The sequence below is a fragment of the Streptomyces sp. IMTB 2501 genome (assembly GCF_001953885.1).
GTDB lineage: Bacteria > Actinomycetota > Actinomycetes > Streptomycetales > Streptomycetaceae > Streptomyces.
In genome coordinates, this window is the sequence record NZ_MQUS01000008.1 from 120800 (window position 1) to 133684 (window position 12885).

General features: G+C 70.0%; 12 protein-coding genes. 2 read left to right on the plus strand and 10 right to left on the minus strand.

The genetic code is table 11. The features are described 5' to 3' along the window. The first annotated feature begins 23 nt into the window (after positions 1 to 23). Entirely contained in the window at positions 24 to 2003 is a 1980-nt protein-coding gene (locus AV521_RS16105) for a glycosyltransferase family 2 protein (protein WP_076088860.1), read from the plus strand. After that, positions 2000 to 3934 (plus strand): kelch motif-containing protein, encoded by a 1935-nt coding sequence (locus tag AV521_RS16110; RefSeq protein WP_076088862.1) that lies wholly within the window; start codon positions 2000 to 2002, stop codon positions 3932 to 3934. The genes AV521_RS16105 and AV521_RS16110 overlap by 4 nt, the downstream gene beginning before the upstream one ends. Here the strand turns inward: AV521_RS16110 and AV521_RS16115 are convergent, their stop codons facing one another. The 10 genes from AV521_RS16115 to AV521_RS16160 all read right to left on the minus strand — a co-directional run bounded on the left by AV521_RS16115 (position 3935) and on the right by AV521_RS16160 (position 12884). After that, a complete protein-coding gene (locus AV521_RS16115; RefSeq protein ID WP_076088864.1) occupies positions 3935 to 4957 on the minus strand; it encodes a glycoside hydrolase family 6 protein in 1023 nt (340 codons plus the stop codon). It lies immediately after the preceding gene. Positions 4958 to 5056: 99 nt separating this feature from the next. Beyond that, a complete protein-coding gene (locus AV521_RS16120; protein WP_076088866.1) occupies positions 5057 to 5725 on the minus strand; it encodes a class F sortase in 669 nt (222 codons plus the stop codon). 9 nt (positions 5726 to 5734) lie between these two features. Continuing rightward, positions 5735 to 6322, minus strand: coding sequence for a hypothetical protein (locus tag AV521_RS16125; RefSeq protein ID WP_076088868.1), 588 nt, complete (start codon positions 6320 to 6322; stop codon positions 5735 to 5737). Between the two features lie 106 nt (positions 6323 to 6428). Next, entirely contained in the window at positions 6429 to 7208 is a 780-nt protein-coding gene (locus AV521_RS16130) for an HAD-IIA family hydrolase (protein WP_076088870.1), read from the minus strand. A 125-nt stretch (positions 7209 to 7333) separates the two neighbouring features. Continuing rightward, positions 7334 to 8389, minus strand: coding sequence for a 2-aminoethylphosphonate ABC transporter substrate-binding protein (locus AV521_RS16135; protein WP_076088872.1), 1056 nt, complete (start codon positions 8387 to 8389; stop codon positions 7334 to 7336). A 53-nt stretch (positions 8390 to 8442) separates the two neighbouring features. Then, positions 8443 to 9240 carry an ABC transporter permease gene (locus tag AV521_RS16140; protein ID WP_179023134.1) on the minus strand — a complete coding sequence of 266 codons (798 nt, stop codon included), beginning with the start codon at positions 9238 to 9240 and terminating at the stop codon, positions 8443 to 8445. Further along, positions 9227 to 10009, minus strand: a complete 783-nt coding sequence (locus AV521_RS16145; protein ID WP_076088876.1) for a 2-aminoethylphosphonate ABC transporter permease subunit — start codon at positions 10007 to 10009, stop codon at positions 9227 to 9229. Before AV521_RS16145 ends, AV521_RS16140 begins: the two co-directional genes overlap by 14 nt. Then, positions 10002 to 11048, minus strand: coding sequence for an ABC transporter ATP-binding protein (locus AV521_RS16150; RefSeq protein ID WP_076088878.1), 1047 nt, complete (start codon positions 11046 to 11048; stop codon positions 10002 to 10004). The genes AV521_RS16145 and AV521_RS16150 overlap by 8 nt, the downstream gene beginning before the upstream one ends. A gap of 1 nt (position 11049) precedes the next feature. Continuing rightward, entirely contained in the window at positions 11050 to 11745 is a 696-nt protein-coding gene (locus AV521_RS16155; protein WP_076089195.1) for a phosphonatase-like hydrolase, read from the minus strand. 14 nt (positions 11746 to 11759) lie between these two features. Beyond that, a complete protein-coding gene (locus AV521_RS16160; protein ID WP_076088880.1) occupies positions 11760 to 12884 on the minus strand; it encodes a TIGR03364 family FAD-dependent oxidoreductase in 1125 nt (374 codons plus the stop codon). Position 12885: the final 1 nt, after the last annotated feature.

Consider the following 12885-nt stretch of genomic DNA (forward strand, 5'->3'; position numbering starts at 1 on the left):
CCTGCGTGTGGGGGGAATGACTCATGACGTCGACGCCGACGGGCGCCGGACCGAGCCACGCTCACGACGATCCGTCACAGACCGCACAGCTCCGGGCGATCGGGCACCGGACGGGCCAGTTCCGCCGGATAAGGAAGAGCCTGCCGAGATACGACTACGAGCACTACAGCCGGCTCGCGGGCCCCCTGACCCAGCCTGATCCGACCAGGCCCTACAGGGTGCAGTACCGTTCGCTGCTGTCGCAGGAGCCGCATCGCGTCCGCGCCGCGCTCATGCTGGGCGCGGCTCCCGTGCTCTCCCTGGTCCTGCTGTTCTGGCTGCTCCAGCCCGAGCACTGGACCCAACGCGACTATCCCGCCCACGACTTCCTGCCGGCCCTCGACACCGTCATGCTCGTCTCGATCGGACTGATCGAGTTCTTCCGCTGCATGAACGTGCTGTCCAACGCGCACGCCACCCTCGTCGCCCGCGACCCGGTCCCGGTCGTGCCCGAGACCGGCACCCGCGTCGCCTTCCTCACCTCCTTCGTGCCCGGCAAGGAGCCGCTGGAGATGGTGACGAAGACCCTGGAAGCGGCGGTGAAGCTGCGCCACCGGGGCCTGCTGCACGTGTGGCTGCTGGACGAGGGCGACGACCCGGCGGTCAAGGAGGTCTGCGCCCGGCTCGGCGTGCACCACTTCACCCGCAAGGGCGTCGCCCGGTGGAACCAGGCCAAGGGCCCGCACCGCGCCAGGACCAAGCACGGCAACTACAACGCCTGGCTGGAGGCGCACGGCGGCGACTACGACTTCTTCGCCTCCGTCGACACCGACCACGTACCGCTGCCCAACTACCTGGAGCGGATGCTCGGTTACTTCCGCGACCCGGACGTCGGCTTCGTCATCGGCCCGCAGGTCTACGGCAACTACGACACGTTCGTCACCAAGGCCGCGGAGTCCCAGCAGTTCCTCTTCCACGCCCTGATCCAGCGCGCCGGCAACCGCTACGGCGCCCCCATGTTCGTGGGCACCTCGAACGCCGTGCGCATCGGTGCCATCAAGCAGATCGGCGGCCTGTACGACTCGATCACCGAGGACATGGCGACGGGCTTCGAGATGCACCGCGCCAAGAACCCGGCGACGGGCCGGAAGTGGAAGTCGGTCTACACCCCGGACGTGCTGGCGGTGGGCGAGGGACCAGGCGCCTGGACGGACTTCTTCACCCAGCAGCTGCGCTGGTCCCGGGGCACGTACGAGACGATCCTCAAGCAGTACTGGAAGGGCCTGTTCACGCTGGGACCGGGCAAGCTCTTCAACTACACGATGATGATCATCTTCTATCCGATGTCCGCCCTCAACTGGATCCTCGCCGCGCTGAGCTGCGCGCTGTTCCTGGGCCTCGGCGCCTCGGGTGTGAACATCGACCCGACCGTGTGGCTGATGCTGTACGGCAACGCCTCCGCGCTCCAGATCGGCCTGTACATCTGGAACCGGCGGCACAACGTCTCCCCGCACGAGCCGGAGGGTTCGGGCGGTGTGGCGGGCATGGTGATGTCAGCCCTGTCGGCCCCCGTCTACGCCCGCTCCCTGATGGATGCCGTACTGCGCCGCAAGAGCAAGTTCGTGGTGACGCCCAAGGGTGAATCGGCAAGCCCCGACACGTTGTTCGGGACGTTCCGGATCCACTGGTTCTTCATCCTGGTCTTCGCCGGCTCGCTCGCCGCCGGCTTCGCGTTCGGGCACTCCCACCCCGCGATGATCACCTGGGCGTCCTTCGCCCTGCTGATCACCGCGTCACCGATCTTCGCCTGGCAGTACGCGCTGCGGCGGGAGCAGCGGAAGCCCACGGCGGCCGTCGCCGAACCGCAGGCCGCACCTCCGTACACGGGCCACCCGCCGCACGTCCCGCAACAGCGGCCCACCTGGGCGGCGTCCGGGCACGGGGAGCGGAGCGCGGACCGGAGCGGGGAGAACGAGCAGACCATGCAGATCGCCCTTGGCGGACTTGGGGGACGTAAGGAATGAAGGACCAGGCCGGCCGCCGTCGTGCCCGCAGGCTTGCGATCGGTACGGCGGTGGTACTCGCGCTGGCCGGGATGAACGGGCCGTGGCTGTACCGCTTCGGCACCGCGCAATACCACCAGTACAAGATCAACAGACCCGAGTACAAGGCCGAGAACGGCCACTGGGACATCATCGAGTTCCCGCCGGAGTACCGCCAGGACACCATCCACGCGGCGCTCCTGCACACCGGCAAGGTGCTGCTGGTCGCGGGCTCGGGCAACAACCAGGACAACTTCGACAAGAAGAAGTTCGACACCCGGATCTGGGACCCGGTCAAGGGCACGATCAAGAAGATACCCACGCCCAACGACCTGTTCTGCACCGGCCACACCCAGCTGGCCGACGGCAATCTGCTGATCGCCGGCGGCACCAAGCGGTACGAGAAGCTCAAGGGTGACGTCAAGAAGGCCGGCGGCGTCATGATCCTCTACAACGAGAACCCGGACAAGCCGATCACCCTGCCCGCCGGCACCAGGTTCACCGGCAAGACCAACGGAAGGACGTTCGTCTCGCAGGACTCCGTGCTCCTTCCGCGCGCCCGGAAGGTCTTCGACAGCACCGGCAAGTGGCTGCGGAACAACCCCGGTTACGGCCGTGTCTACGTCGAGGCGCAGCAGGAGGGCACCCAGTACGAGACCGGCACCCAGGACAACTACCGGATCCAGGGCCTGAGCGGCGCCGACGCGCGCAACACCTATGGCATCGCGCAGAAGCTCGCGCTCGACAAGAAGGACTTCGAAGGGATCAAGGACTCCTACGAGTTCGATCCGGTCGCCGAGCGGTACATCAAGGTCGACCCGATGAACGAGGCCCGCTGGTACCCGACGCTGACGACCCTGTCGGACGGGAAGATCCTCAGCGTCTCCGGTCTCGACGACATCGGTCAGCTGGTGCCGGGCAAGAACGAGATCTTCGACCCGAAGACCAGGACGTGGACGTACACCCGGACGACCCGGCAGTTCCCGACGTATCCGGCGCTGTTCCTGATGCAGAACGGGAAGATCTTCTATTCGGGTTCGAACGCGGGGTACGGACCGGACAACGTCGGCCGGGAACCGGGCATTTGGGACGTGGACACCAACAAGTTCACCAAGCTGCCCGGGCTCAGCGATCCGGACATGATGGAGACCTCCGGGACCGTGCTGCTGCCTCCGGCGCAGAACGAGAAGTTCATGGTGATCGGGGGCGGCGGCGTCGGTGAGTCCAAGCTGTCGAGCAACAAGACACGGCTCATCGGCCTGAAGGACCCGAATCCCAGGTTCGTGGACGGGCCCGAGCTGGAGGAGGGGACCCGGTATCCGCAGACCTCGATCCTGCCCGACGACACGGTGCTGGTGAGCGGTGGCTCGGAGGACTACCGGGGACGCGGCGACTCCAACATCCTGCGGGCGCGGCTGTACCACCCGGACAGCAACAGCTTCACTCAGGTCGCCGATCCCCTGGTGGGCCGGAACTACCACTCCGGGTCGATCCTGCTGCCGGACGGGCGGGTGATGTTCTTCGGGTCCGACTCGCTGTACGGGGACAAGGCGAACACCAAGCCGGGGAAGTTCGAGCAGCGGATCGAGATCTACACACCGCCGTATCTCTACCGGGACTCCCGGCCGACGCTCAGTGGCGGGCCCCAGACGATCGCGCGGGGTGCGTCGGGGACGTTCACTTCGGATCACGCGTCGAGCATCAAGAAGGTGCGGCTGATCCGGCCGAGTGCGTCCACGCATGTGACGGATGTGGATCAGCGGTCCATCGCGCTGGACTTCAGGACGTCCGGGGACAAGATCACGGTGACCGTGCCGGAGAACCGGGATCTGGTGCAGTCCGGTTGGTACATGGTGTTCGTGGACGACGACCAGGGGACGCCGTCCGAGGCTCAATGGGTCAGGGTCCCGTAGTCACTTGCTGTTCCCGGCAAGGGCGAGTGCGTAACTCGTCCACCAGTCCCCCGCCTTCGGCCCGCCCTTGCACGTGCCGTCGGACTCGCCCGGACGCTTGACCCACAGGTAGGCGTCCACCAGGGGGTCGGCCGTCTTCGTCGTCGGGGGCTCTCCCAGGGCCCGGCCCGGTGGGTTGCACCAGCGCTGGGCCGGGTCGCCGGACGTGTAGGGGCCGTTGCCGTTGCGGCTGGTGTCGATGACGAAGTGTTTGTCGCCCAGCTTCGACGAGAGTTGCTTGCCGTAGGCGATGGAGTCCTGGGTGGAGTAGAAGTTGGAGACGTTGACGGCGAAGCCGTCGGCCTGGGCGATGCCTGCCTGTTGGAGGGGCTGGAGGATCTGGTCGGGGTGGCCCCAGCCGGGGTTGCCCGCGTCCAGGTAGACCTTGGTGTTCTTCAGGGACTTGAGCTTGGCGATCGCGCCCTTGAGGAGGTCGTAGCGCTCCTCGTGGAACTGGGCCGGGGTGCAGCCGTCGGCAAGGTGGAGTACGGCGTCAGGTTCCAGGATCACGATGGCGGAACGGTCCTCGATGCCCTGTGCCACACCGTCGATCCAGGCGCGGTAGGCGTTGCCGTCGGCGGCGCCGCCCTGGGAGTACTGGCCGCAGTCGCGGTGCGGGATGTCGTAGAGGACGAGCAGGGCCGTGCGGTCGGACTTATGAGCGGCCTCGGTGAAGCCGCGCGCCTCCTTCTCCGGGTTCTCCGGGCCGATCCACTCCCCCGTCGGCTGCTCGGCGATCTTCCGGAGCTGTTCGGCCTTCGTCTTGTCGCCGGACTTGGTGTAGGCGGTGAGCTGGCGGGCCGCGGTGCCGTCCGGGTTCACCCAGAACGGGTCGGCGGCCTTGGGCTGTTGGGTGATCCGGCCCCCGGAGTCGCCGTTCTTGTCCCCGCCGCCGGAGGAGCATCCGGCGAGCAGCAGTGCCGCCCCCAGCACGGCCGCCGCCGACGCCCGCGCGGAAGAACGGGCCCCCCTGCTGTCGTACATGCGCTTCCCCCTGGTCCCCCTGGGCGAACTTGGTCCGGGTGCCAATCGTGGCATATCCGGGCGGTCCGTCACGAGGCCGCGTGGTGGGGCGTACCGGAGTCAGCGGGTGGTTCCGGTGAGGTACGCGGACACCACCACGTTGGCCGTGTAGCTGCGGCTGGCGCGGTCGAAGGCGCCGCCGCAGGTGATGAGGCGGAGTTCGGCGCGGCCCGGCCGGTGGGGGCCGTAGGCCTGGCGGGCGTCGAAGCCGGCGCGGGGCAGGACGCGGACGTCGTCGATGGTGAACTCGGCGACCCTGCCGTCCGAGCGGACCACCCGGACCGACTCGCCGGGCCTGAGCGTGCTGAGCTTGTAGAAGACCGCGGGCCGGGTCACGGTGTCGACGTGCCCGACCAGGAGTGCCGCCCCGCCGGCGCCGGGTTTGGGGCCGGCGCCGTACCAGCCGACCACGCCCGGCTGGTCGAAGGGCGGCGGGTCCACGGCGCCCTGGGCGTCCAGGCCGCGGCTCACCACCGGTGCCTGCACGCCCAGTTGGGGGATGTCGACGCGCTGGGGCAGGGCGTCCCCCAGCGGCCGGGCGGCACGGGGCAGCAGGGCGGGGTCTTCGGAGCCGAGGGTGAACACGCCGCCCGTGGCGGGGGTGTCCGCGCCCCGCGGTACGTCGGTCAGCGCGCGCCCCCACAGCCACAGCCCGAGCAGCAGCAGCGCCCAGGCCAGGCCGGTGATCAGCCGCCCGGTGCCGGTGGTGCGCTCGCGCTCGTCGGACATGGGCCGCCTTCAGCGCGGATCGCGGCTCCGACGGGCGCGGAGCCCGACGGCGACCGCCGCGATCCCGGCGAGGGCCAGGCCGGTCACCGCCTGGACGGTGTCGGGCCCGGACTCGGTGGTGGCCACGGTGGCGAAGTGCGCGGTGCCCCCGCCTCCGGCGCGGACGGGGGCGACGGGCGAGGCGCCGTCGACGGGCTCACGGCCGGGCTCCTCGCTCTGCCCGTTCCCCCGCTCGCTCCCCGTGCCCCGATCGGTCCCGGTCCCCCGGCCGCCCACCGTGATCCTCCCGCTGATCACGTAGTCGGCGCAGGTGACCTTGACGTCGTACGCGCCCGGCTTGAGGGAGGAGCGGACGCGGGTCTCGCCGGACAGGGAGCCCTGGCCGCCGGTGAGCCGGGCGTCGGAGACGAAGGCGGGTGAGACGGCGGTGCCCTCGCGCCCGGAGCAGCCACGCACCCGCAGGCCCACGTCGGCGCCGGGCGCGGGGGAGGCAGGGGTCACGGAGACCGAGCCGGCGTCGGCCGCGTGGGCCGGCGCCGGGGCGAGGACGGCGGCGGCCAGGATTCCTGTACAGAGAGTGAGACGAACTGAGCCCATCGTGAACCTCCAGATATCAGGAGGCTCCCCCGGCCCGGGCGCCCCCGCATCCTCGGAGGGCGCCCGATTGCTCCAAATGGGTGGACCGGGGTTTGAAATCCGCAGGTCAGACGAGGTCGACCAGGTCGGCGATGGAGTCGACGACCTGAGAGGGGCGGAAGGGGTAGCGGTCGACGTCGTCGGGCTGGGTGACGCCGCTGAGCACCAGGAAGGTGCGCATTCCCGCCTCCAGGCCCGCGAGGACGTCGGTGTCCATGCGGTCGCCGATCATCGCGGAGGTCTCGGAGTGGGCGCCGATCGCGTTCAGGCCGGCCCGCATCATCAGCGGGTTGGGCTTGCCGACGAAGTACGGCTTCTTGCCGGTCGCGGCGGTGATCAGGGCGGCGACCGAGCCGGTGGCGGGCAGGTCGCCCTCGGTGGAGGGGCCGACGTTGTCGGGGTTGGTGGCGATGAACCGGGCGCCGTCGTTGATCAGCCGTACGGCCTTGGTCAGGGCCTCGAAGGAGTAGGTGCGGGTCTCGCCGAGGATCACGAAGTCGGGGTCGTGGTCGGTGAGGATGTAGCCGATGTCGTGCAGTGCCGTGGTCAGTCCGGCCTCGCCGATGACGTAGGCGCTGCCGCCGGGCCGCTGGTCGCTCAGGAACTGGGCGGTGGCGAGCGCCGAGGTCCAGATGTTCTCCACCGGCACCTCCAGGCCCATGCGGTTCAGCCGGGCGTGCAGATCGCGGGCGGTGTAGATGGAGTTGTTGGTGAGCACAAGGAAGGGCCGCCCGGACTCACGCAGCTTCTTCACGAAGGCGTCGGCGCCGGGGATCGGCACCCCCTCGTGGATCAGGACGCCGTCCATGTCGGTGAGCCATGACTCGATGGGCTTGCGGTCTGCCATGTTGTGCGTCTCCTGGCATGCGTACGGATCAAGAAACGGGGGCGCCGGAACCACGGCGTACCGACGCCCCCAGCCTAGCCATCAGTGGCCTGATCCTGACCCCGGTCTGCTGCCGGTTGTCCAGGTCAGCTGCCGGTCGCCGACTTCCAGTCCTCGACGTAGGACGTGAGGTTCTTGTTGATGTCGTTCCAGTCGGGCTCGAAGAAGTCGACGCCGTCCATCAGCTTGGTCAGGGCGATGGCGTTGGCGTCGGTGGCCTTGACGTCCTGGCGGGCCGCGAAGCCGCCGCCGATCTCGCTGACCTCCTGCTGCTGCTTCTGCGCGAGCATGAAGTCGAGCAGCTTCTTGCCGTTCTCGCTGTGCGGGGCCTTGGTGACCAGGCCGGCCGCGTAGGGCAGGGCGAAGGTGGTGCGCTTGCCGTTCCTGTCGGCCGGGAACCAGATGCCGAGGCCCGGCATGGTCTTGGACTGGGCGTAGTTCATCTGCACATCGCCGTTGGCGACGAGCAGTTCGCCCTTGTCGACCTTGGGCGCGAGCTTGCCGGTGGAGGCGGACGGGCCGACGTTGTTGGCCTGCAGCTTCTTCAGGTAGGCGAGGGCCTGGTCCTTGCCGCCGAAGTCGTGCACCGCCTTGATCAGGACGGCGGTGCCGTCACCGGCGACACCCGGGGTGGAGTACTGCAGCTTGTCCTTGTACTTGGCATCCAGCAGCTCGTCCCAGGTCTTGGGGGCCTGCGTCAGCTCCTTCTTGTTGTAGACGAAGCCGAAGTAGTTGTTGACGACCGAGGTCCAGGTGCCGTCCGTGGCCTTGTCGGCGCCGCTGACCTGGCCTGCGTCCTTGGGCTCGTACTTCTCCAGCAGGCCCTTGTCGCCGGCCTGCTGGATGAAGGGCGGGAGGGTGACCAGCACATCGGCCTGCGGGTTGCTCTTCTCACGGACGGCGCGCTGCACGATCTCGCCGGAGCCGCCCTCGACGTACTTGACCTTGATGCCGGTCTGCTTGGTGAAGTCCGCGAAGACCTTGTCGTACCAGCCGTCGCCGTTCTCGCCCTTGAGGCCGTCGGCGCTGTAGACGGTGACTTCCTTGGCGCCGGAGGCGGAGGAGGAGCCGCCGCAGGCGGACAGCGCGGGGGTGGCGAGGAGAGCGAGGGCTATGGCGAGCGTGCTGCGGGTTCTGGGCATGGCGAGGCCAACTCCTGGCGAAGTAGGGAGTGTTCGGGGAGGTGGGGGGTGGGTCAGCGGTACGACGCCCGGGTGCGGACCCGGGAGACGGCGAACAGGACGAGCAGGGTCGCGGCCATCAGCACCACGGCTACGGCGGAGCCGGCGAACAGGGCGCCGCGGTCGGTGGCCGCGTAGATCAGGACGGGCAGCGGGGTCCAGTCGGGCGGATAGAGCATCATCGTGGCGCTCAGCTCGCCCATGGACAGGGCGAAGCAGAGGCCGGCGGCGGCGGTGAGCGAGGGAAGCAGCAACGGCAGCCGTACCCGCCACAGCACATAGGACGGCCGGGCGCCGAGGGAGGCGGCGGCCTGTTCGTAGGCCGGGTCGAGGCGGGTGATCGCCGCCGACACGGACTGGTGGGCGAAGGCCGTGACCAGCACGGTGTGCGCGAGGATCACGATCCACCGGGTGCCGTTCAGCAGCATCGGCGGCTTGGAGAACGCCACCAGGACGGACAGTCCGACCACGACCGAGGGGACGGCGACCGGGAGCACGAACAGTGCGTCCATGACCCTGCGGTACCGCTTCCGCAGCGCCGCTCCGGCGAGCGCGGCCCAGGTGCCGACGGCCAGCGCGAGCAGGCTGGCCGCGGTGGCCGTGAGCAGGCTGGTGATGAGCGCCTGCAGGGCCTCGCCGCGGGTGGCGGCACGGTAGTTGGCCGTGGTCAGGTCCGAGGGCAGGACGCCGGACCAGTGGGTGGCGAAGGAGGCGCCGAGGACGACGAGGAGAGGAAGGGCGAACAGGGGCAGGAAGAGCAGCAGGAACACCGCCCACACCGCCCACCTGGCCACCCGGCTATGCACCAGCACGACGGCTCACCACCCGGTAGAGGCCGTACAGCCCCACGGAGATCAGGACGTTGACGACGGCGACCACACACGCGCCCGGATAGTCGGACTCCAGGATCGCCTTGCTGTAGACGAGCATCGGGAGGGTCGTGACTCCTTTCGCGCCGGTGAAGAGCACGATCCCGAACTCGTTGAGACAGAGGACCAGGACGAGACTTCCGCCGGCCGCGAGCGAGGGCAGCGCCTCGGGCAGGATCACCTGCCGCACGATCCGCGGCGCCCGCGCCCCGAGCGAACTGGCCGCCTCCAGCTGCGCGGTGTCCAGCTGCGAGAACGCGGCGAGCAGCGGCCGCATCACGAACGGCGTGAAGTAGGTGACCTCCGCCAGCAGCACGCCCCAGGGCGTGGTGAGGAACTGGAAGGACCCGATGACGCCTGTGGTGCCGTAGATGAACAGCAGCGCCAGCGTGATGAGGAAGGACGGGAAGGACAGGTACACGTCGATGAACCGCGCCACCGCCTTCGCCCCGGGGAACGGCACGAACGAGATCACCAGTGAGAGCAGGAAGCCCAGTACCAGGCAACCGGCGGTGGAGGCCAGGGCCAGCCAGATGGTGGTCCACAGCGCGTTGCGGAAGCCTTCGGAGCCGAAGACGTCGGCGTACGGCTGCAGGGAGGTGCCGCCGGAGTCCGGCTGGAAGGACTGCTGGACGACGAGGGCGAGGGGGTAGAGGAAGAAGAGGGCGAGGAGGGCCACCGGGGGCAGGGCCCACAACAGGCGCCTATTCATGGGTGACTCCGGCGGGCAGCAGCACCGCGTCCTCGGAGGCGAAGTGCAGCATCACCGGGTCTCCGTACGCCGGCGGATCCTTGAGTTCACGCAGGTCCGCCATGACCGTGTGCCCGTCGACCTCCACGTACAGCCGGTGCGTGGCTCCCCGCCACTGGATCTCCCTTACGACACCGGCGAGTTGGTTGGGACCCTGCCCCAGCGCGACCAGATGCGGCCGTACGCACAGCGTGGCCCGTGCCCCGGCGAGCGCCCCCTCGGTGTCGACCTTCAGCTCGGTGCCCGCGAAGGAGACGCCCCCGGATCCCACGGTCACCGGCAGCAGATTCGCGCCGCCCACGAAGGAGGCGGTGAACTCGTCGGCCGGGGAACGGTACAGCTCCCTCGGCGTGCCGCAGGCCTGGAGCCTCGCCTTGTCCATCACCGTGATCCGGTCGGCCAGGGTCAGCGCCTCGACCTGGTCGTGGGTGACGTACAGCATCGACACGTCCGGCAACTCGCGGTGCAACCGGGCGAGTTCGGCGAGCATCCCGGACCGCAGCTGGGCGTCCAGCGCGGACAGCGGCTCGTCGAGGAGCAGCACGTCGGGCCGGATGGCGAGCGCGCGGGCGATGGCGACGCGCTGCTGCTGTCCGCCGGACAGCTCGCGTGGGTGGCGGCGGGCGTAGGCGGCCATGCCGGTCATCTCCAGCGCCTCGGCGACCCGCTGCCGCATCTCGCCCTTGGCCGCCTTGCGGGCCTTGAGCCCGAAGGCCACGTTCTCGTCGACCCGCATGTGCGGGAAGAGCGCGTAGCTCTGCACGACCATGCCGACGCCCCGCCGGTACGGCGGCAGGTCCGTCACGTCCCGGCCACCGAGAAGCACCCGCCCGGACTCGGGCCGGACGAACCCGGCGACCGCCCGCAGCGCGGTGGTCTTGCCGGATCCGGACGGCCCGAGCAGCGCCATGACCTCTCCCGGCCCGACGGTCAGGTCGAGCGATTCGAGGACGACGTTGCCGTCGTAGGCGACGGTGACGGAGTCGAAGCGGATGCCCATCTCAGCGCGCTCCCGAGAGCAGGGCGGGCAGGCCTGCGACGGAGTCGAGGACGTGCGTGGCACCGGCGGCGCGGAACGCCTCGTCGCCGTGGGCGCCGGTGCGCACCCCGGCGACCAGCCCGGCCCCGGCGCGTACGCCGCTGAGGACGTCGTAGGAGGTGTCCCCGACGACCGCGATCTGGCGTACGTCCTCGGCGGCCTTGGTGCGGACGAAGGCCTCCAGGACCATGTCCGGGTACGGCCGTCCACGCCCGCCGGCGTCGGCCGGGCACAGGGTGAGCGAGACGGGGAACGAGGAGTCCCGCCAGCCGAGGGCGTCGAGGATGGCGTCCTGGGTGACGCGGGCGAAGCCGGTGGTCAGGACGACGGTACGGCCGCCGGCGGCGAGTTCCTCGACGGCCTCGCGGGCGCCGGGTACGGGCGTGATCAGGCCCGCGTCGACCAGGTCGCCGTACGCCTTCTCGAAGGCGGTGTTGGCGCGCCGGGCGCGGTCCTCGTCGCCGAACAGGTGCCGGAAGACGGAGATCTTGGACTCGCCCATGGTGGCGCGGACGTGGGCGAGGTGCTGGGTGTGCTCGGCCGAGCCGGGTGCGACGCCGAGTTCGGTGGCGGCCGCCTCGAAGGCGCGCTCGACCAGTCCGCCGTCGGCGACGGTCGTGCCGGCCATGTCGAGGACGACGAGACGGATGTCGGTCATGGTGGTCAACGTGCTCACCAGCCCAGTTCGTTCGCGGTGGTCTCGGCTATCGCGGGGGCGCAGGTCATGCCGCGCCCGCCGGGCCCGGTCACCAGCCACACCCCGTCGCGCACCTGCCGGCGGTGCACCACGCGGCCGGGTTCGGTGCACTGTGCGTACACGCCCGCCCAGCGGCGGCGGATGCGCGGCAGCGGCCGGCCGAGCAGGGACTCGACGACGCCGACCAGGTGCTCGTACGGCTCCTCGACGGTGTCGAAGGCGAAGGGGTGCTCGTACTCGTGGGTGTCGCCGATGGTCAGGCCGCCGTCGGCGCGCTGCACCATGAGCAGCTGCATCTTGTGCGTGGCGGCGGTCTCCGGCTGCGGCTGTTCGGTGTTGAGCCGGTCGAGGGCCGGGGAGGCGTACGCCGGGTAGTAGCGGAAGCTGTCGGCGTCCGCGACCGAGGTGGTGAGCGGCTCGCCCAGCGGGTCGGTCTGCATCATCTGCAGGCGGACCCGGCGCACGGGCAGCTCGGGCCCGGCGAGCTCGCGGACCAGTCCGCCGAGCCAGGCGCCGGTGCACAGGACGACCGTGTCGGCCTGGTGGACGTCCCCGTGGTCGTCCCGGACGGTTCCGGCGCCGACCACCTCGCGGACCTCACGGCCCGGCAGGAACGTGTAGTTCGGGGACTTCGACAGCTCGGCGCGCAGGGCGAGTTGGGCGGTGCGCGGCTCGACGGCCGCGTCCCGCTCGCAGTGCAGGGCGGCGGTGAAGTCGCCCCGCAGGGCCGGGTTGAGGGCACGGGCCTCAACCGGGGTGAGGAGCTTGTAGCCGCGGGCGGCGGCGTCCGGCCGGGCCACGGCGGCCTCGGCGACGGCCAGTTCCAGGGCGCCGCGGACGGGGGTCAGGGACCCGTTCGCCCTGAAGCCCAGCGCCGGCACACGCGCGCCGACGCCCTCCCACAGCTCGCGCGCCCGCAGTGCGGTCTCCAGCTCTTCTCCACCCGCGCGGCCACTGACCCAGATCTGCCCGAAGTTGCGCAGCGAGGCGCCGCGCGCCTCGGCCTCACGCTCGATCTGGACGACCTGGTGGCCACGTTCCACTGCGTGCCAGGCGTGCATGGTGCCCACCACGCCTGCTCCGACGACTGTCACTTTCACG